This is a genomic window from Acinetobacter sp. YH12070, assembly GCF_013419625.1.
Lineage (GTDB): Bacteria > Pseudomonadota > Gammaproteobacteria > Pseudomonadales > Moraxellaceae > Acinetobacter > Acinetobacter amyesii.
The window spans coordinates 1-21,125 of record NZ_VOZT01000053.1 but is presented as its reverse complement, the minus strand read 5'-3'; the positions used below and the strand labels follow the sequence as shown (position 1 = coordinate 21,125).

18 protein-coding genes are annotated in these 21,125 nt (G+C 40.4%); 9 read left to right on the top strand and 9 right to left on the bottom strand.

The genetic code is table 11. The features are described 5' to 3' along the window. Window positions 1–158: 158 nt before the first annotated feature. Entirely contained in the window at window positions 159–656 is a 498-nt protein-coding gene (locus FTU17_RS13875; RefSeq protein ID WP_078194156.1) for a phosphate-starvation-inducible protein PsiE, read from the bottom strand. 169 nt (window positions 657–825) lie between these two features. On the opposite strand from FTU17_RS13875, the gene FTU17_RS13870 reads away from it, so the two are divergent. Continuing rightward, entirely contained in the window at window positions 826–1,458 is a 633-nt protein-coding gene (locus tag FTU17_RS13870) for an FMN-binding negative transcriptional regulator (RefSeq protein WP_180009407.1), read from the top strand. 14 nt (window positions 1,459–1,472) lie between these two features. After that, window positions 1,473–2,018 (top strand): GNAT family N-acetyltransferase, encoded by a 546-nt coding sequence (locus FTU17_RS13865; protein WP_180009377.1) that lies wholly within the window; start codon window positions 1,473–1,475, stop codon window positions 2,016–2,018. Window positions 2,019–2,128: 110 nt separating this feature from the next. On the opposite strand, the gene FTU17_RS13860 is transcribed toward FTU17_RS13865, so the two are convergent. The 3 genes from FTU17_RS13860 to FTU17_RS13850 all read right to left on the bottom strand — a co-directional run bounded on the left by FTU17_RS13860 (window position 2,129) and on the right by FTU17_RS13850 (window position 6,852). Then, window positions 2,129–3,910 (bottom strand): acyl-CoA dehydrogenase C-terminal domain-containing protein, encoded by a 1,782-nt coding sequence (locus FTU17_RS13860; protein ID WP_180009375.1) that lies wholly within the window; start codon window positions 3,908–3,910, stop codon window positions 2,129–2,131. Window positions 3,911–4,102: 192 nt separating this feature from the next. Then, entirely contained in the window at window positions 4,103–5,905 is a 1,803-nt protein-coding gene (locus FTU17_RS13855; protein WP_180009373.1) for an acyl-CoA dehydrogenase C-terminal domain-containing protein, read from the bottom strand. 317 nt (window positions 5,906–6,222) lie between these two features. Continuing rightward, a complete protein-coding gene (locus FTU17_RS13850; protein ID WP_180040673.1) occupies window positions 6,223–6,852 on the bottom strand; it encodes a hypothetical protein in 630 nt (209 codons plus the stop codon). A 134-nt stretch (window positions 6,853–6,986) separates the two neighbouring features. On the opposite strand from FTU17_RS13850, the gene baeS reads away from it, so the two are divergent. From baeS to FTU17_RS13825, 5 genes are all read left to right on the top strand, one after another. Next, the gene (baeS, locus tag FTU17_RS13845) at window positions 6,987–8,663 is read left to right on the top strand and encodes a sensor histidine kinase efflux regulator BaeS (protein ID WP_180135743.1); all 1,677 of its coding nucleotides are present in this window, start codon (window positions 6,987–6,989) and stop codon (window positions 8,661–8,663) included. Window positions 8,664–8,675: 12 nt separating this feature from the next. Further along, complete coding sequence (locus FTU17_RS13840; RefSeq protein ID WP_111885370.1) at window positions 8,676–9,362, top strand: response regulator; 687 nt, start codon at window positions 8,676–8,678, stop codon at window positions 9,360–9,362. Window positions 9,363–9,448: 86 nt separating this feature from the next. Further along, the gene (locus FTU17_RS13835; RefSeq protein ID WP_218955562.1) at window positions 9,449–10,855 is read left to right on the top strand and encodes a hypothetical protein; all 1,407 of its coding nucleotides are present in this window, start codon (window positions 9,449–9,451) and stop codon (window positions 10,853–10,855) included. Window positions 10,856–10,881: 26 nt separating this feature from the next. After that, a complete protein-coding gene (locus FTU17_RS13830) occupies window positions 10,882–11,973 on the top strand; it encodes a hypothetical protein (protein ID WP_233945001.1) in 1,092 nt (363 codons plus the stop codon). Window positions 11,974–12,412: 439 nt separating this feature from the next. Further along, window positions 12,413–14,110 (top strand): carboxypeptidase regulatory-like domain-containing protein, encoded by a 1,698-nt coding sequence (locus tag FTU17_RS13825; protein WP_180135741.1) that lies wholly within the window; start codon window positions 12,413–12,415, stop codon window positions 14,108–14,110. 117 nt (window positions 14,111–14,227) lie between these two features. On the opposite strand, the gene FTU17_RS13820 is transcribed toward FTU17_RS13825, so the two are convergent. Then, window positions 14,228–14,929: an alpha/beta fold hydrolase gene (locus FTU17_RS13820; RefSeq protein ID WP_180135739.1), complete on the bottom strand. Its 702-nt coding sequence runs from the start codon at window positions 14,927–14,929 to the stop codon at window positions 14,228–14,230. A gap of 142 nt (window positions 14,930–15,071) precedes the next feature. Here FTU17_RS13820 and FTU17_RS13815 point away from each other — a divergent pair, with 142 nt between their 5' ends. Further along, entirely contained in the window at window positions 15,072–16,427 is a 1,356-nt protein-coding gene (locus FTU17_RS13815; protein ID WP_180135738.1) for an amino acid permease, read from the top strand. 271 nt (window positions 16,428–16,698) lie between these two features. After that, window positions 16,699–17,553 carry a hypothetical protein gene (locus tag FTU17_RS13810; protein ID WP_180135736.1) on the top strand — a complete coding sequence of 285 codons (855 nt, stop codon included), beginning with the start codon at window positions 16,699–16,701 and terminating at the stop codon, window positions 17,551–17,553. Between the two features lie 255 nt (window positions 17,554–17,808). On the opposite strand, the gene FTU17_RS13805 is transcribed toward FTU17_RS13810, so the two are convergent. The 4 genes from FTU17_RS13805 to FTU17_RS13790 all read right to left on the bottom strand — a co-directional run bounded on the left by FTU17_RS13805 (window position 17,809) and on the right by FTU17_RS13790 (window position 20,964). Further along, entirely contained in the window at window positions 17,809–18,117 is a 309-nt protein-coding gene (locus tag FTU17_RS13805) for a hypothetical protein (protein WP_257227401.1), read from the bottom strand. Window positions 18,118–18,394: 277 nt separating this feature from the next. Next, window positions 18,395–18,766, bottom strand: coding sequence for an MmcQ/YjbR family DNA-binding protein (locus FTU17_RS13800; RefSeq protein ID WP_218955560.1), 372 nt, complete (start codon window positions 18,764–18,766; stop codon window positions 18,395–18,397). A 35-nt stretch (window positions 18,767–18,801) separates the two neighbouring features. Next, window positions 18,802–19,407: a murein L,D-transpeptidase family protein gene (locus FTU17_RS13795; RefSeq protein WP_180135734.1), complete on the bottom strand. Its 606-nt coding sequence runs from the start codon at window positions 19,405–19,407 to the stop codon at window positions 18,802–18,804. A gap of 111 nt (window positions 19,408–19,518) precedes the next feature. After that, window positions 19,519–20,964 (bottom strand): YdiU family protein, encoded by a 1,446-nt coding sequence (locus FTU17_RS13790; protein ID WP_180135732.1) that lies wholly within the window; start codon window positions 20,962–20,964, stop codon window positions 19,519–19,521. Between the last annotated feature and the right edge of the window lie 161 nt (window positions 20,965–21,125).

Below are 21,125 nucleotides of genomic sequence, written 5' to 3'. Positions count from 1 at the left end.
AGGTGCTGCAATGCGCAAGCTTATACATCTGTGTTATGGCGTTTTAAAACATCAGACTGCCTATCAAAGAGATTATTTAGTGGTCGAATAATCTCAAAACCTGATTGACTACCAAGACGGTATCTCATCTCCTAAAAGGAGAGGGAACGATTTAGTGTTTAAGCCAATTCATCATCTTGTGGGCGAGGGGTTTTTCCTTCAGGCAGTGGCTTTTCGGAATGCTTGTCTCGAATAACCGAAGGGTAAGTCCAAGAGGCATAGCGCACAATCAAAATGGCCACTGCTAAAATTAGAATCGAACCTGTGGTAATGACCAAGCCCATATCTGCTTTATGGTCGTGTTGAATGTCCGAAATGAGCAAACGGGTTAGGGCAGTAATAGCAATATAAATCAGGAAGCGTACTGGCATGTGGTTGGTTTTAAAATAAATACCGACCATGGCACCGAGTTCAAGGTAAATAAACAATAATAAAATATCGTCAATCGTGGCGAATTGTTTAACTGTAATAATTTCAAAAATGGTATGACCCGCAGACCATAAAATCATACAGCCGATGACAAACAGTGCAAGATAATGAAAACCTTCTACAGCAATATTGCCAAGTCGGTCGAGGAGGGCTTCGATTTTTTCTACTTTAGGATCACGGTGTGTCATATATATTCCTCCTGTGTACATTGCGTAAATATTCAATGAAGAACGAGTCATTAAATACCAAGCAAATTTCATGCACATGAAGCGAATATGACAAAAATATTTTTAGGTTTAATAAAGTTTTTAATGTTAAGTTTGAGCTTAAATTTTGTCCTATAAGAATGAAGCGACGATGTATCAACCAACGCATTTTAAACATGATGAACTCCCTGATCTGATTGATCTTATGCGTAAGTATGCTTTGGCGACAGTAATACTGACTGCACCCAATGGTGAGTTGGAAGTGAATCATTTACCACTAGAATATGACGCTGAGTCAGGCGAATTGGGCATATTGCGCGGTCATATTGCCAAGGCTAATCCAATGTTTGAATTGCTAAATCAGTCAGCGCAAGCCTATGTGATTTTTCATGCCGATGATACATATATTTCGCCAAGCTGGTATGAAGGAAAACAGGAGCATCATCGCGTTGTACCGACATGGAATTACCGCGTGGTACATGTCAAAGGCAAGATACGTAAAGTTGCAGATGAAAAATATTTACGAGGGCTTCTGGCTCGGTTGACTCGGCAACATGAAGCTAGCCAACCCATGCCATGGAAAATGGGTGATGCACCGAATGATTTTATTGCGGAACAACTGAAAAAAATTGTAGCGATTGAAGTCGATATTCAGTCGATGATCGGGAAATTTAAAGTCAGTCAAAATCGCAGCGCTGTAGACGCGATGAATGTGGCAAAAGCTTTGGAAAGGTCGAATGCTGAAATGGCGGAGTCGATCAAAAAGTTTTATCCCATGAAATAACAGGCTAAATAATCATGCCCAATATGATTGAAACTGGACGTTTATGCCTGAGAAAGTATCAGTTAGGAGATGAAATTTCATTATTTGATACATATTTTTCGAATATAGAAGCAACTCGTTATCTGCAGCGGTTGCCACATTTAACGATTCAACAGACTAAGAGTGTTTTAGAAAAGTGGGCAGATTATTATTGGTCGATACACAATCCTGATTTTGCATGGGTGATTAGTGATAAGAATACGCATTTAGCGATGGGCTTACTGTATTTCTTCAATCAAGAAAACCATGGAGAAATACATTTTGGGTTAGGGGTGAATTTTCATGGTTGTGGTTATATGACTGAGGCTTTAATTGGAGGAATTAAGTATTTAAAGCAGAATCATGTCACGAAGGTTGTTTCATCTTTTTGTGCTGAGGAACATCTAGCATCACAAAATGTCTTAATGAAGGCAGGATTTAAACAAGATAAAGATACAACGCATTGGGCTACATTTCCAATGCTAGACGATCAGCTCCATTCTTGTTTTACATATCGAATGGAATTAGGAGATTGTGAATAAGTAAATATGCTTATGATTTTTTGAAAAAGTTGCACTCAGTGTTTATGTAATAAGAGCAGTAAAATCAAAAATGCCCGATAAATCGGGCATTTTTGATTTTGTACGGCTAATTAAGCTTGGTTGGTAAAGTAATCTTCAGAGAAGTTCATGATCACTTCAGAACCTGCTTTCACTTTAGCAACGCGTAAAGCCAATTCAGGCAAAATACGCTGCGTGAAGTAAAGAGTCAGTGCAAGTTTGTTTTGGTAGAACTCACCATCTTTGTCTTTTGCTGCATCTGCAATGCGGGCAAACATATAGGCAAAGCTGAGTAAGCCTACAGCATGTAGGTAATCAACGGCTGCTGAGTTCGGGAACTCAATGTTTTCACGAGCAGCTTCAAGTACATATTGAGTCACAGCTTCAACTTCAGCTGCTGCATCTAAGGTTGCATCTTTAATGTAGTTCAAGCTAGCATCTAAGTTGTTTGTAAAATCGCGGATTTCTTGGATATATTCAGCAATGAATTCACCATTGCACTTAATGGTTTTACGACCAATTAAGTCTTGAGATTGAACGCCGTTGGTCCCTTCGTAAATCTGTGCGATACGCAGGTCACGGATACATTGTTCCATACCCCATTCACGAATAAAGCCGTGACCACCGAAGACCATTTGGGCATCTAGCGTTGCTTGGAAAGCTGTATCTGTTAAATACGCTTTCGCAATAGGTGTTAACAGCGCAACACGGTTATTGGCTGCTTTGACTGCTTCTGGGTCAGTAGAGAACTTGGTAATGTCCAGTTGTTGACCGACATAAACTGCAAATGCACGAGATGCTTCATTGTTGGCACGTGCGTTCAGCAACATACGACGTACATCACCATGAACTAAGATGCTGTCTGCAGGTTTTGCAGGCGATTGAACGCCAGAAGCGCTACGGCCTTGTAAACGATCAGTCGCATATTGCGCTGCATTTTGATAAGCAAATTCAGAAGCACCTAGGCCTTGAATACCCATAGACAGACGTTCGTAGTTCATCATGACGAACATCGCTGCAAGGCCTTCATTTTCTTTACCAACCAGGTAGCCTTTCGCGCCATCAAAGTTCATCACACATGTTGCAGACGCTTTGATCCCCATTTTATGTTCAATAGAACCAGGGCCTACAGCATTACGCTCTCCCAATGAACCATCTGCATTCACCAAGAATTTAGGTACGATGAAGAGTGAAATTCCGCGTGAGCCCGCAGGCGCATCAGGCGTTTTCGCTAAAACTAAGTGGATGATATTTTCAGAAAGGTCGTGGTCACCGCCAGTGATGAAGATTTTCGTACCTGTAATGTTATAAGTACCGTCTTCATTACGTTCAGCTTTAGTTTTGATAATACCTAAATCTGTACCTGCATGCGGTTCAGTTAAGCACATCGTGCCTGACCATTCGCCTGTATACATTTTCGGCAAATAAGTTTCTTTTTGCTCTTGTGATGCATAGCTGTTTAATGCCATGCCTGCACCTACAGAAAGAAGTGGGTAGAGCATGAATGATGGGTTGGTTGCAAACAGCATTTCGTCAGACAGAACAGTCAGCATTTTTGGCATGCCTTGACCGCCCCATTCTTCATCTGCGCCTAGACCAATCCAGCCGCCTTCTGCATATTGTTTAAATGCTTCTTTGAAACCAGCAGGAGTCGTGACATTGCCATTGCTATAGCTTGCGCCTTCTTCATCACCTGTGCGGTTTAAAGGATGAGTGACGTTTTGCGCAAATTTTGCCATTTCTTCAAGAATGGCTTCTGCAGTTGCAGCATCAACGTGAGCAAGATTTTCGTTGTTTTGCCAGAATTGTTCTGCTTTAAAAACATCATTTAAGATGAATTTCATATCTGCAAGTGGCGCATTATAAATTGGCATGTTCGTTCACCTGTTTATTGTTTGAATCTATGGACTTGGGGCAATTTGTATCGACACAAAGCGTGAAGAAAATTGGCCTAAGTAAAACTGTGGGACTATTTATAAAGAAAAAGGACTGCCAATGCTATGACCGTCCTTTCTCTATTTCTGCACTCAAGAGTACAATCTTTTGAATATGTTTAGATATTCACATTAGAATGCAAAGTGTTCTGCATCCAATGCCATTAGAGGATCTAGGCCACCTGCGATCACTTCTACATGAGAGCGAACGCGCGGTAAAATTTTCTTGAAGTAGAAGCGAGCAGTCGTCACTTTCGCATTGTAGAAATCAACATCTGTTGTTCCTGCAGCTAAAGTTTCTTGTGCAACTAAGGCCATGCGAGCCCATAAGTAAGCAAGCGTTACATAACCAGAGAAGTACAGGTAATCGACCGCAGCAGCACCCACTTCTTCAGGGTTTTGCATTGCTTTCATACCAATCTGCATGGTTAAGTCGCCCCATTCTTTGTTTAGCGCAGCAAGTGGCTCAACAAATTCTTTCATAGCCGCGTTGTCTTTGTTGGCTTCAACAAATTTATAGATGATCTTGGTGAAGTCTTTCAACATTGCACCTTGAGTACCCAATACTTTACGGCCTAACAAGTCAATCGCTTGAATTTCAGTCGTACCTTCGTACAAGCAAGAGATACGTGTATCACGTACGATTTGCTCCATACCGTGTTCTGAAATGAAACCATGACCACCGAATACTTGAACACCGTGCTTCGCAGATTCAGAACCTGTTTCAGTTAAGAATGCTTTAGCAATTGGTGTTAATAGAGACAAGATGTTGTCAGAGAATTTGCGTTCTTCTTCAGTTGCACCTTGTTCCACAATATCGGCATGGAAAGACAATAAGTAAACCAGAGCACGACCAGCTTCAGCAAATGATTTTTGCGTAAGCAGCATGTTGCGTACTGCAGGGTGAACGATAATTGGATCTGCTTCTTTTTCAGGTGCTTTAGGGCCTGAAAGTGAACGCATTGCCAAACGGTCTTTTGCGTAAGCAAGTGCACCTTGGAAAGCGCCTTCAGAAGCTGAAAGACCTTGTACAGCAGTACCGATACGTGCAGTGTTCATGAATGTGAACATGCAGTTTAGACCGCGGTTTTCAGGGCCAATCAAGAAGCCTTTTGCGTTATCAAAGTTGATGACACAAGTCGCGTTACCATGGATACCCATTTTGTGTTCAATCGAACCACAACGTACCGCATTGCGCTCACCAATTGAGCCATCAGCATTTACATTGAATTTAGGTACGATGAATAATGAAATACCTTTCGTGCCTTTTGGTGCACCTGGAAGACGAGCAAGAACGATATGGATGATGTTTTCAGCCATGTCGTGTTCACCAGCCGAGATAAAGATTTTCTCGCCAGAAATTGCATAGCTGCCATCCGCTTGCGGTTCAGCTTTAGAGCGGATAATACCTAAGTCAGAACCTGCATGAGATTCTGTTAAGCACATCGTACCTGTCCATTCACCTGAAACAAGTTTAGGCAGGTAAGCATCTTTTTGTTCTTGTGAACCGTGGTGTTCTAAAGTACGTACAGCACCATGAGATAGACCTGGATACATACCCCAAGCCCAGTTCGATGTACCCACCATTTCTGAAATGATGTTACCTAGTGAAACAGGTAGACCTTGACCGCCATACTGTTCTTCAGCAGACAAAGATGGGAAACCGAGTTCGATATATTTTTGATACGCTTCTTTAAAACCAGTTGGTGTTGTTACAACGCCATCATTCCAAGTACAACCTTCACGGTCGCCGACTTGGTTAAGAGGAGAAAGTTCATTTTCACAGAAGTCAGCAGCAGCTTCTAGATATTGGTCAACCAACTCACGGCTTACGGTATCAGAAAATGCAGGCAATTGTGCATAGTGATCTTCTGCTTTTAAAAGTTCATGCAGAACAAATTGCATATCACGTAAGGGCGCTTTGTATTGTGGCATATCGTTTTCCTCAATACTGGTTTCTACCAGCGTTAGTAATCCTAAATAAACATTTGAACGTGTCTTCAATGACACGTATTGGAATGGTTCTAATCGTGCAACATCTTCTTATTGGGTACAAGCATTTCAGGGCGATTTGTTGGTGACTGTAAAGTCAAAGAAATATCCCTTGAAAATGCTAAGTGCATTGAGTGTAAACACTTTTGGCTGAAAATGAATGACACAAATAGTCAAAAAGCGTAAAAAGATATGTCCAATAAAAAGGCACTCATGGGAGTGCCTTTTTATACTCAATGATATTGCGAGCTAACTTTGACTTATTTTACTGGTGCTGGCGTTGGGGCAACAGGGGCTTTAGGTTGGAAACGCACTTCACATTTACCATTGATTTGCTGTTCGCCAACTTTAATGGCAACCGCACTGCCATCAGTCTTGCCTTGACATGCTTTCATAATCGCTTGTTGCTTCGCTTGGCGTTCTGCTAAACGTTGATCAAACTGTTTAGTCAGTTCTGCACGTTTTGCATCAGTCAGTGGCTCACCGCGTTGCATCTGACCACGCATATCGCCACGCATTGGACGGTGTTCACCGCGCATTGGTTTGTGTTCACCACGTGCTTTTTTCATGTCTTGGCGGTCTGCTTTGAACACCATGGTACATGTACCATCAATGCTATTATCGCCAGCTTTTACTTGAACTGTTGAACCTGTAGTCTTGCCATCACAGGCTTTTTGCATATCAGCAAACACTTGACGTTGCTCGGCACGCATTTGTTTAAAATGTTCACGTTGCTCAGGTGACATACGACGATCTTGATCACCATGATGTTGTTTCATCATACGGCCATGATCGTTATCTTTTGGTGCGGTTGTCGATTGACAGGCAGTGAGTGCACCCATGCTCAATACGCTTGCACCGATTAAAGCCATTTTGGTCATTTGTTTCATAGTCTATACCCCACCAGATTAGATATTTTTTCAATGGTTAAAGATTAAATAATAAAGATGTAGAAACAATGGAGAGTTTTTTAGTAGCGTGTTCGCTACAATAATGAATATAGAAGAAAAATGAGAGTTCTCTTTTGAAAATACGTCGTATCCCGATTGCCTTACGCTTGTTTCTGACTGTGCTGTTGACGACGCTCGTCATCACAACGGTAAGTCTTGGCGTGTTGCATTGGAATATGCAGCGTAATTTCACCAAATATGTGGCCGATGTCGAGATGCAAAAGCTTGACCATGTCATTGAAAATTTAGCCGATGTGTATACGGTTTATCATGATTGGGGCAATGCGATTCAGGCGCAAATTTTGCAAATTGAAGGGCAGGCTGCGCCAGATGACTATGATCGTCTCTCTCGGTGGTGGCTGCGTCGTCAATATGACATTGCATTGCAGCAGCGCTATTTCCAAGATCATAGTTTGAATGCAGCATCGATGTTGGCAACGCCACAGCAAACGGCAGAACAAAAAACTGAAGAGCTAAAATGGCTTGAACAAAACTTACCGTCTGAGTTTCAACCCTTTGAAGGTTTAAAATTTCCTTTAAGCGCGAATCAAAATGTGTTCCGCCCCAAAGAGTCGAATGCGGATGAAAAAGATAAAGATGCCGGTCAATCCTCTCAAAACAATACCAACAATGGTGGTAAAAAACAGTTTATTCAAATGCCTGACCGCTTGGGCTTGAGTTCACGTTTATCTTTATATGATGCACAGCGCCAATTTGTGGTGGGTGAGCCGACAGATGAACAGATTTCTTATCGTCCGATTATGGTAAATAATCAAATCGTGGGGTATTTGGGGCTCAAACCTGTCCTCGAGCAAGATGATGCGATCAGTATTAACTTCTTTAGTAAGCAAAAACGTTATTTGTTATTGGTTTATGTGCTGACATTTATTGCAAGTTTAATTGCTGCACTGTTATTGGCGACCTACTTTAAAAAACCGATTCAGCGTTTGTTAATGGGAACACGTGAGTTAACAAAGGGCAATTATCAACATCAAGTCGCGGTGAACCGTAATGATGAACTCGGCGATTTATCAAATGAATTGAACCAGTTGGCTGTGATTCTTGATCAGCATGAAACGTCACGTCGTCAATGGGTGGCCGATACTTCACATGAATTAAAAACCCCATTGGCGGTGTTGCAGGCTCAAATTGAGGCGATGCAGGACGGTATTCGTAAGCCAACGCCAGAGCATTTTGCCTCAATGCTCAATCAAGTGAGTAGTTTGAAAAAATTGACCAAAGATTTGGCGGATTTGGCGCAAGCCGATGCACAACAACTGAATTGTTATTTGACCACGCTCAATCCGTGGGATGTAGTGATGCAAGAAGTTGAAAGCTTTAAGCCGAAGTTTGAGCAAGCAGATTTGAAAATTACCGCAACGGGCGAAGGGACTTCATTACAATTAGATATAGACCGTTTTAAACAGATTATGGTCAACTTATTGGGCAACAGTATTCGTTATACGGAAGCTGGTGGTGAAGTGCATGTACATACTGAGCAGGATGAAACCCAGTGGACCGTGTATGTCGATGACAGCCCATTTGGTTTAACTGATGAACAGTTGGCACGTTTAGGTGAGCGTTTCTATCGCGTGGATGATTCGCGCACGCGTGCAACCGGTGGTACAGGATTAGGATTGGCGTTATCCGTAAAAATAGCTAGAGCATTGGGCGGAGAATTGAGTTTTGATCATTCTCCATTGGGCGGTTTGCGTTGCAAATTGACATTTCCCAAACAGATGAAACATTAAAAGGAAGCATGCATGAAACATATCATGTTGGTTGAAGATGAAGTGGAACTTGCACAGCTAGTGCGTGATTATCTAGAGGCTGCAGGCTTTGAAGTCAGCATGTTTCATGATGGGCAAGAAGCCTATGAAAGCTTCACACAACGTAAACCGAGTCTGATGATTTTAGACCTGATGGTGCCTCGTATGGATGGCTTAACCATTTGCCGTAAAGTCCGTGAGCAGTCTGATTTGCCGATTATTATGGTGACTGCACGCACTGAAGAAATTGACCGTGTATTGGGGCTTAATATGGGTGCTGACGATTATGTCTGCAAACCGTTTAGTCCGAAAGAGTTGGTGGCACGTGTGCAAGCGGTATTACGTCGTTTAGAGCGTAAAGCAGAACCAGAGGTGAATGATTTATTCCGTATGGACAAAGCACAGCAGCGCATTTGGTATCAACAAAAAGCATTGAGCTTAACGCCAACGGAGTTTCGCTTACTGGAATTGTTCTTAGAGCATGTGGGGCAGGTGTATTCACGTGCGCAGTTACTGGATCATATCAATCCAGACAGTTTTGAAGTGGCTGACCGTGTGATTGACAGCCATATCAAAAACCTGCGCCGTAAAATTTCGGATGCTGCTGAAACTGGCAACCGCCATGAGTGGATTCAAGCTGTGTATGGCGTCGGCTACCGTTTTGAATATCCAGAGGATTAATGTTACTTTTTGTTCTTGAATCTTTTTTTAAAAGCCTTTAATTTTTAAAGGCTTTTTTATTTGTATTTTTAAGAGGGAAAAACATAATGATTTTAAAAAAAACCTTATTAGCAATAAGCTGTTCTGTAATTTTAACTGCATGTGGCGGTGGTGGTGGCGGGTCTTCTAGTAGCGGTGGGACTTCAGATAATGGCGGTTCAAATGGGGAAACAGCTAACCCATCAAATCCAGCAACAGATTTAGAGAAAGCTAAAGTATTAATCAAAACTACGAACAATATTATTGCCTATTTTGACAGTTTTAAAGGTTTGCAGTCTCAGTATGAGCCTGCATTTGATGCTGTAAGTAATGCAGGAAATGATATTAGTAATGCTTCTGATCTCATCATTACTTTAGCTTCATTGGCGCAGAAAGATGCTCAAGGTTCCACAAAAGACTATACCGCTGCAGAATTAGAGGCACTTTTAGAGGATGATGCGACCTATGGGGGGATATATTATCCAGATTATATTTTGAGCAAAAATGGTCTTAAAATCAGCGTAACACCGACTTCAGTTTCTGTTAATGGAAGTGTATCGGCTAAATATTGGATGGACTATATTTGGGATAGCAGTACTTTTACTGGAAAAGATGTTTTTAGCGATGCGGTTTTGATTACTGTAAGCAATTTAAAGTTGGATGCGCCATTCACAGCATCTGCAAAACAGCATGATTTTAAAATAGTTTCAGGCGGTAAAATCACAGCTAAAAATGCGGATGGATTAGAATCAAGCTTAGGGTTTAATAGCAACAGTACCGCTCAAGTTGTTTATGATACAGCTATCAAGCTGGAAGACTCAGAAAGTGAAAATGCTCCGGTTACGGCACAATTTAAATTTTTAAATGTTTTGTTAACAACTCAGAACGCGAAGCTGAATTTAACTGAACTTTCAAGCAAAGCTGCTCGAGTTAAATTCAAAAATGGTACTGAAACATTTAATCAAATTATTCCATATGAAATTATTTTGAAAGGTGAAGCTTTAAGCGGAGCAGAAAACTTAGGCTTAGATGCAAATATTAAGCTAAAAAATGATCTGACTAAAACCTTTGATATTACCCAAGGCGAATCTGCGGCTGCATTTATTAATGCAGATTTGACAGTTAATCTCTCTGGTAACGTAAAAGGTGGGGGGGCTGCTGTGAAGCCATTCAGTTTACTGCTTAACGCTAAAAGGAATGATTACCAAAAAGGGATAGCAAATCTTAAAGTTACAGTTGATCAAAATACATTAAATATAGATGTAAAAACTGACAATCTGATCGCGCAATCTCCAATTATCTGGTCAAGAGTATCTCATGCGAATGGTGCATTTGTAGAAATTCCAGATTTAGATCAATTCAGTTCTGCTGATATTAAAGTCGGTACTGTTAGATACGGTACGATCAATAGAGTATCGAATAGCATTTATTCTGCGAAATTTACCGATAACACTGTGCTAATGATTGCACCATAATAATGAATTAAGGAGAGGGGGTAACGATGTTCCCCCTTTTTTCTATGTTGAAAAAAAAATTAGTATTATTGGGATTATCGCTCCCGTTTTATAGCTATGCACAAGAGGCTATCTATTATCAAGTGCAAGCAGATGTTTATAGTGAACCGTTAGCGATTCATGCATTTACAGATGATTGGGATGATTCTAAGTTTAAATCAGGAAAAAATGCATTTGCTCATGGTTTAATGCAATTGGGCGTAAAGCAGGGTAATTGGGATTTTAGCTGGATCTGGCGATATGACTATGCGCTCAATTTCAGTGAGGATACAGCAAAGCTTTATTATCAAATACAGAATGAACTGCCTATCGATGCAAACTCAACATATGACTTGAGGCTTGAAGCACAGCATATTGATACTGTTGGGTCTCGGGCTGCCTATACATGGCCCATTAGTTCGAATTGGAATTTAGAAACGGGTATAACCGCGTTAATTGGGCGTCATTATATTGATGGTCATATTAATGCGCTAGGGGTAACGACAGATCAGCAAGAGCTTATGGACCGCGTCAAATGGCTGAATGGGAGCATAGATTACAGTTATGATCATCCTGCTTTGAAAGAAGATAAAATGGGCTGGAATGAGCAGGCACATAGCGGGTATGGCTATGCCCTAGATGCGACTTTAAGAGGTGCTATTGCAAAAAATTGGAATTTAAAAATTAATATTCAGGATGCATTGGCATATTTATATTGGCAAGATGCTCCATACACACGATATAACATCAGCTATGATCAAGATAAGCGTCCACGGTTTGATATTCAGGGAGAGTTTGATAAAGATAAGACCTATGCGCAAAAGCTGCCATTTAAAATTTATTCGGATTTAAATTATGACTCAGAGCAGGCTTGGAGTTTAGGACTCAGTTCAATCTCAAATGAGTATATAAGTCTTTGGCAGCTCAATGCATATTGGAATACAGGGCTAATGTGGGGAATCCATTTTGAACCCCAAACCAATTCGTTTGGCCTTTCCGTCAAACATGAAAACTTTGGTTTTAAATACATAGCAGATTCATTCAATACCAACCAAGCAAAACGTATGGGCGCGCAAATATATGCGCAATATCTATGGTAAGTGCTGTTGGACCAGCGACTGTAAACAGATTAGCTTCTTTAGAATGTGTAAAGTTTTAAGCAGTTGTTTTATTTAACCGTATTGATATGTATTAAAAAAAGCTTTGCATTGTCATAATGGAATTTAAATTGTTCGGTTATGGATAAGTTTGAATTTATCTATAACCGATTTTTATTTATATCGTAAATTTTTTATTTTTTAAAGTTTTTATCAGTATTAGATATTTATTAGTATTCCATTTTTGAAGGAATGGGCATCCCTTAACAGCAAAACAATGGCAATTGGATGAATGATAAAAATCACATAAAAATGCGAAATTTGCGCATTTAATGAAAATTGGTTATTATTTTGCTGGAATATTCACCAGTATGTTTGGGCTGGTAGAGTTCAATGTTGAGATAACAATTTTTAAAAATGGAAAAGCCAGAGGGCAGAACAGATGAAAAATAGTGCATTTGCAAAAATAATAATGGTCACAGGTGTCTTGGGTTTAACGGCGTGTGGCGGTAATGATCGTGATGAGACTGTAAGCGTACCGCCAGAGCCAGTTGCCGATGCCATGGTACAGAAAAGCGTAGAAGAGCTGACTTTATTAGATGTGAATAATCTTGCCTTAAATGCTGCGTCGATTCAGATTTTAAGTGATGAAGAGTGGCAGAAAGTACAAGCAGGCAGTCTGAAAATAGCAACAAATACAATCACAGCGGATGATTCTGAGCAGCTATTTCCACCGATTAATAGTTTACCGACAGCAACTCATTTTAAAGGTCAAAGTTACCTTACCAATGCCCAAGGCATTGTTAAACTGCCTAAATTGGCTGCAGGCACATATTATGTTTTGGTCACTAAAAATGGACAGTCTGCAGTTTCGGCATTCTTGATCCATCCTAAAAATACCAATAAGAGCATTGTGTTGAATGTAGTCCTCAACTGTTTAGATCAAGACTGTCAGACTCTAAGTGATACGCCAGTCAATGATGCCGTGGTCGGAACATTGTCTGGTCAAGTGATTTTTAAAGGGAAGCCTTTGGCGAATGCGCAAGTCGCATTATCAGGCGGTGCGGCGACCAATGGCGCATTTGTCAGTGCCATTACCGATGCCAATGGCTATTTCACGCTTTCATTCAACGTATCAAATGCGCTGCTTGAAGCATTGAAAAATGCCACGCTCACCATTAGCGGTGCAGGAATTAATACTATTACGAAAAAAGTTACGGTCATTGCTTCTTCTGCATCGGGCTATCAATTTGAAGTGCTGCCTGAAACGACATCTGCAGATGCCATATGGCGTGAAACTTTTGAAGCGGACTCTGCTACTCGCAATGCATGGACAAGGTCACAGCCTAGTGTGGCCAATGTCGATTGGCAGCTGCTCAACAAAGGTCACAACATTCGTAATAATCAAGTGAATCAGCGTGTACGCTTAGCGCCGAATGACCAAAGTCAAGGCAAGGTACCTGAGCCACTGCAAGGTAATACGGCATATTGGTATGGTGACAAAGTAAATGGCAACTTTATTGGCGCTTTAAGTGATTCTTCGACTGCACTAGAGTTTGATGGCGGCACTTCGCAGCATGACAATACCGGAGAATTGATTTCACCTGCCATTAATCTGAGCCAATATCAGGCGCCTTTGAGTTTAAGCTTTAAAACATGGTGGGAAATTGAGTCGGTCAATCCAAATAATCAGGGATTCGACTTGATGAATATTTTAGTTTCTACCGACGGCGGCAAGAGCTTTAAGACCTTGGCTCGATTAAACCCGCTGGCAGATCCATCCTCTGCATATGAGCGCGCGCCGATTCCATACAGTAATTTAGGTTTTAACCTTGCACCAGCTGCTGTTCAGCAAGAAGCAATTTCATTAGATGAATATGCAGGCAAGGCCAATGTTCAGCTGAAATTCCAATTCAGAACAGTCGATCAACTTTATAACGGTTTCCGCGGCTGGATGATTGATGATGTGGTGATTCAGAAAAAAGCCGGAACTTTCCCATTATTTGATGGTGCGAGTTTTGATGAAAATTCAGATAGTTTCTCTCAGGACTATAGTGGCGTCGCTGCAAAACAAGCGGGCACTGTGCTGAAAAGCACTAAGAGTTATGCACGCTGGGCTGAAGTGCCACAGCGTAAATAAAGATTTACATGACACCGCAGTATGAATGAATAGGTTTAGACGTACTGCATTCGCTATTAATTATCCATCAAGGGTGGTGAATGCTATAAACAGCTCTCAATTGAGGGCTGTTTATATTTAAAGAGGCAATGTATTCAGCCACTTTAGCATACTGGCGGCTAAAGCTTCCGGCTGTTCGAGTGGAATCATATGGCCCGTATTTTCAATCATATCAAGTTGACTGTGTGCTATAGATTGATGCAGCTCCTGCGCTTCATCTAGTGAACGCAGCCGATCTTGAGCAGCCGAAATAATCAGTGTTGGGCACTGAATGGCACCGCTGCGAATATGGCTACGGTCTAATAATGACTGCGCTTTAAAGCTTTCAAATCCAAGATTTTTGCCCATATCTTGAATACGTTGAATCAGCTTCCGATTGTCCGCCTGGTTTGGGTGTAGTGATTTGGCAATCGCTGTTTTGCTCAAACCATGAAACGTGCCTGCTGATGCAGCTTGAATGGCCGCGATTTTTAACTGCTTCTGTATTTCACTATCAGGGCGTAAAGAGCTTGCCACTAAAATGAGTGCAGAAATACGTTCAGGATATTTCTGCGCTATGGTTCTGGCAATATAACCGCCTAATGAAAAACCAACCAAGACAAAGCGTGGCGGGGCATTGAGTAGGATATGTTCCGCAATTTCATCAATCGTTTGACCGTGTTTTAAACTTGCCCTAAAGAAATTCCATGTGTGCGGAAGTTGTGGGATGAGCTCATCCCACAAGGATTCATCCAGCATAAATCCAGGAATGAAGACCATTGATAAGTGTTGCTGATTCATAGATGCAGTTAACGGTATGGGCAGATTTGAAGCCTGATTTTATCAGCATCATTTGCTGCTCATACAGCAATTGTCTATGAATATTTGGCTGCAAAGAGCTGCACAGGCTACAATCCACTTTTTTATAAGATGAGAACGTGTTGTGAGCAGCGAAATGCCTCAACTGCAGCGCCGATTAAAGAACCGCCATATTCAGCTGATTGCAATGGGTGGCGCAATAGGTACAGGACTATTTTTAGGTTCTGCGCATATTATTGAGTCGGCTGGGCCATCGATTATTTTGGGCTATTTGATTGGCGGCTTGATTGCTTTTCTGATTATGCGCCAGTTGGGCGAGATGATTGTACAAGAGCCAGTCACAGGTTCATTCAGTCATTTTGCCTTTAAATATTGGGGCAAGTTTGCGGGCTTTTTAACGGGCTGGAACTACTGGATTCTGTATATTTTAGTAGTGATGACCGAGCTGACCGCGATAGGCAAATATGTCAATTATTGGTGGCCACATGTGCCTGCTTGGGTTTCAGTTCTGGTATTTTTTGCGGTCATTACGTTAGCCAACTTAGCCAATGTCAAACTGTATGCAGAATCTGAATTTTGGCTGTCGATGATTAAGGTTGTGGCGATTGTTGCCATGATTGCTTTTGGTGTGTATCTGCTACTTACTGCAGGCGCAGACTCTACTGCTTCGATTAGCAATTTATGGGTACATGGCGGCTTTTTCCCACATGGTTTTGAAGGCCTATTTTATATGCTGGCCTTTATGATGTTTGCTTTTGGCGGCATTGAACTGATCAGCATGGCGGCTGCGGAAACTGAAAATCCAGATCAAAACATTCCTAAAGCGGTGAATCAGACCGTGATCCGCGTGTTCTTATTTTATATCTGTTCTTTGGCGGTACTGCTGTCGCTGGTGCCGTGGAATCAGTTGAAACTTGGTGGTTTGGATCATAGTCCTTTTGTGATGATTTTTAATCAGATGGGGATTGATTGGGCGGCGCATTTGCTGAATTTTATTATTTTGACGGCATCTGTTTCGGTCTGCAATAGCGGCATGTATGCCAATAGCCGTATGCTGTTGGGCTTGGCAGAACAGGGCAATGCGCCAAAAGCATTTAAGCAGGTGAATAAACACGGCACACCGATTGCTGCGGTTTTATTTTCTGCTTTGCTGATTTTTGGCTGCGTGCTGCTGAATTATTTCTTGCCTGAAAAAGCATTGAGCTATTTGATTTATATTGTGGTGAGTGCGGCGGTACTGAACTGGATGCTGATCAGCTTGATTCATTTGAAGTTTAGAAAAGCGATGCAGCAGCAGGGTATACAAACTAAATTTCCTGCATTATTTGCACCGTTCACCAACTACTTTGTCTTAGTGTTCATGCTGATGATTTTGTACATCATGTGGAATCAGGGTTTTATGCTGTCGGTACTGATGCAGCCGGTCTGGATTTTACTGCTGTATGTGCTGTTTAAAGTGATGCAAGCAAAGAAAGTTTAATGCAATGAAGGCTTAGGGACGAGCCTTTTGATATGCAGGCGTTCTTGTTACGCGCTGTTAAAGAATGTCTTTGCTAATTTATTTTGAAAATAAACATATTTATGGAGTGTTCGTATCAATAGCAGCCGTTCCAGTATGCTTTAAATTTATATGGTTTAGGTTAAAGGATTGATATTAATTAAAAACATTAAAAATTTGGTAAGAAGTATATTTTGTGAATATTTTTGAGGGCTGAGTAATTAATTTTTTTTAAATAAATCGGTAAATAATTATGAATATTAAAATTTTAGATTCTCAGCATTTTGATTCACAAATGAATATGCATTTACAGCAATATTTAATTGAGCATCATTTACCAAAGATAGGTTTTTATCATGTCGTTGCGAAAAGAGATGATACGATCATTGCACTGGGAATGCTTTATTCTAATCATGTCCATCCTCATCGAGATTATATTTTATTTCATGAGGTACAAAATGATTTAGAGGCTAATCTATTCATAAAATTGATCAATAATTTAGAGAAAAACTCTAAAACGAGAAGATTACAACTCATACTCAATTCTAGGAATAATTCTTTACGTGAACTGTTTGAGTCACATCGCTTTTATATTGCTAGAACGACTTACTTGATTGAATTAACCGAAATAACTGAAATCTATACAGATATAAAAAGAATAAAAACTAAAAAATTAAATCAGATGTCGAAAGAAGAATGGCAAGAATTAAAGAAATTGTTCCATAAAAACTACAGGCGATTTCATGAAGGTGTTAATGTTTTAGCTCAGGAATTTTCACCTGACTTATTGTTCGAATATTTAAAAAATATAAATGTAATGGAGTCAACAATCCTTTTAAATCAACATTCTCAACTATGTGCTTACTTTCTTATTGGTTGCTCAGATGAAAACTCAATTGAAGTTGCATATTTGGGAGGGATGGATGAAGATGATATGGATGACTATCTGTTTTTCTTTCAAAATGAATTGAGAACATTACTTAAGAAATATAAAACTGTTTATTTTGAAGCTGATGATTCGGATGATTATTTTTCTGCATTAATGCAAAAAATAAACTGTGATTTATCGGACTCTTACTACACATTGATTAAAGACTTAGGTGAGTAGAGGGTCATTTTTCTAATTTAACTTTTAGTCTAATGATTGAAACTCTTATTTTCAAATGACTGTTATACGAAATAAAGTAGTCTAGGCTTTAATTTATAAAAAATTAAACCAATTAATATTGTAGTATCAAATTGCGAACGTCATATAACGTGTATTATGCTGATTTTAGAAAACTTAATCTATGTAGTGCGAAAGAACCTTTGAATATTAATTCAATAAAAATTATTTAATTTTTCAAAAGCCTTTGAAGATGTTTTATTTCAATAAACCTAAGTTTTTATAAATTTTTTCACGCTGAGTAGCATTTGTTTGATTGCGACCATTATTAAGATAATTTTGTTCTATAAATATGGCCGCTTCTTTCTCTGACATAGGTTTTTTCATGCTAGAAGCAGCTAATAATATGCTATATAGATTAAAGCGATCTTCAGGGTATATACAAGCATTATTAACGGTATCCATTGTCATTGCTTGATCTGCATCAGGATACATAAGCTTAAGTTTGCTTACAGTATCTTGGATGCAATATTGATATAGACCTTGGGTTTGTGCAGCACCTTCCATAATTTCAGATTCAGTTAATATTTTATCGCTGAGTTGGTTTTTGAGAATTGAAGAAATTTGATTATTTTCAGGTAATGCAGACCATGCTAATGAATTGAAGCTTAAAGTAATGCCAATGATTATTAGTAGTTTTATTTTGATTATTGGTTTAACTAAAGTAAGAGATTAAGAATTATATAGAAAAATAATATTCCAGTCTGTTAATAATACACCGATTAAACATAATTGCGATTATACTAAATTTGCAAAATCAACCAGATCGAAAGGGAAGTGTTATCTAAACACTCCTCAGCAACTCAATCCTTTGCCGCTGTCCTTTATTTAACTTCGATACAACTAATTCATAAGAATTTAGCACCAAATCCTGCAGCAGTTCTTCTTCCAATTCTTCATCTGTAAAAACAGAAATCCAATGCTTCTTATTCATATGCCAGCCCGCACGAATAAAGGGATAAATATCTTTAAGCATTACGCCATTGTCTGGCAGCACTTTCAAATTGATCGCTGCTTTGCCTTCTAAGTGAAAACTCAGCATAAAAACCTTATCCATCACTTTAAACACATCACAGCCTTCACCAAAAGGCTGGCTGCACGTGGTTTCTGGCAGGGCGAAGGCCGTCTTCGCAGCTACAGCGTGTAATGCAATCATAAGAGATAACCAAAAATAAGCCTGTGCGTTAAAGCTTAAGGATGAATATGAATAACGGTATCATTATTCACCAATTGCCAAATTTCATCCATATCAATATTACGCACTGCAATACAGCCCCAAGTCCAATCTTTTTGTGGAAAATACGTCATGAGCTGAGGAGCAACTTTCATCTGCAAACTGGTCGCTGAACCATGAATCATAATATCGCCGCCAGCAGTAACACCTAATTGCTTAGCCTTCTGTTTATCAGTCGCATTGGGGTAAGAGATATGCAAAGACTTATAAAATGAACTTTGCGGATTGCGCCAATCAATCATATAGCTGCCTTCAGGCGTTTTGCCATCACCTTCTTGAACTTTATGTCCTAGCGGTTGAAAACCCAGACGCATCGGGTAACGCCGAATGACTTGATCCTGATGTTTTAATTCCAAATAACGCTGAGCCTTATGTACCTGAATATTGTCGATCGGCGTTTCTGTGCGAATTTTTTGAATTTGTAAATCGCTTAATTCAGGTGGAAAGGCCAGTGCATTGGTAGGTGTAGGTAGATATTTTTCAAATTTTTGATAGGCAAAGCAGGCAGCAACAATGCAGACGAGGATAGCGAAACTAAAAATAGCGATACGTTTTCTTGTCATTATTTTTTAGAGGATGGACGGCATTACAGTCCATCCATTTCGGTATTGTGGATAATGTCTAAATTATCCACAATTTTGAGTCGAGTGAAATGTGGATTTGTGGATATTTTTTTAAGACGAGCAGCTGACCATCACTTCAGGCACATCACTAGGTAAAGGTCCTAAATCTTCTGTTGTTTCCAGTTCAGGCTGTTTAATAAATGGCTGGCTCAGCAATGTAAACAAACGCTGTACTTCTGAAAAATCATTGCGTTCAGCAAGCTCAATCGCTTTTTGCGCCATATGGTTGCGCAAAATATATTGCGGATTGGCCTTTGCCATTTCCGCATCTAAAACATCGGTGTCCTGATGCTCACGGATACTTTCATATTGTGCCAAGAAACCTTCAAAGGCGCGGCGGTCTAAGCAGTCATCTTTAATGGCTTCATATTCATGATTTTGCAGATGGATAAAGCTTTGCGTGTAATCCAGTTGCTCACTTTGCAGAATGCGTAAAAAGGCCATGGCGCAGTCGAAGCTGTCTTTATGAAAACTCGGCAGCCCCATTTTTTGGCTTAAGCCCAATTTATAATGTTCCAAGAAGGTCAGTTCAAAATGCTCTAAGCATTTGGCTAGATCGTCTTTCCACTGTTCTTTGTCATAATCTGAAGGGCAGAGCGGAACGAGATTATTCAGCCATTGCCATAAATTCCAATGCCCGATACTTGGCTGCTGTTGATAGGTATAGCGGCCTTGGTAGTCCGAATGGTTGTTAATCCAATTTGGACGGAAGCGCTCCATAAAGCCATAAGGGCCGAAGTCCAATGTTGAACCGGTAATATTCAGGTTGTCGGTATTCATCACGCCATGCGCAAAGCCAATCAGCTGCCATTTGGCAATCATCACTGCGGTACGCTGAATGACTTGAGTGGCAAAAGCTAAAATAGGTTGTTCGGCATTCAAGCATTCAGGGTAGTGCCACTCAATACATTTTTGCGTGAATTCAGTTAGTAAATCACCCTGATATTGATTGATCCATTCAAAATGTCCCAATCGGATATGACAGTCAGATGTACGCAGCATCATCGCGCCGAGCTCGAGTTTTTCGCGCTGTACACCTTGCTCAGAACTGGTAAAACCCACCGCATTGCTGGATGCAACGCCTAGGTTGTTCAGCGCATGTCCTGCCAAATATTCACGAATGGTCGAGCGCAGCACTGCACGTCCATCGCCCATGCGTGAATAAGGCGTAGAGCCGGCACCTTTAAGGTGCAGGTCAATGGTTTGCCCATGTTTATCGATGATTTGCCCAATCAATAAGCCGCGTCCATCGCCCAATTGGCCGGCCCATTGTCCAAACTGGTGACCTGCATAGACCATGGCCAAAGGTTCAAATTCAGCAAAGGTTTTTTGACCGCTGCAGATTTCAACCCAAGCCTGTTTATCTGTCTCAGACCATTGCAGCTCATCCGCAAGAGCGGCATTAAAATGCCCAGCTTTTGCGCCTTTTAAAGGTACAGGCTGCTGATGATGGTACAGGCGAGGTGGCAGGGTGTTATAGCGGGCATTGAACAGCATAATGATCTTTAAAAATTCAAACTATGTTGAAACTCTTTGTACACGACAAAAAAAGATAACTCATTGAAATAATGGCATAATACTTGTTTTCTGACGACGAATATGATGACACATTTCAATGAGTTACATCTCATCTTAAACAAATATCTAAAGTGGAACAA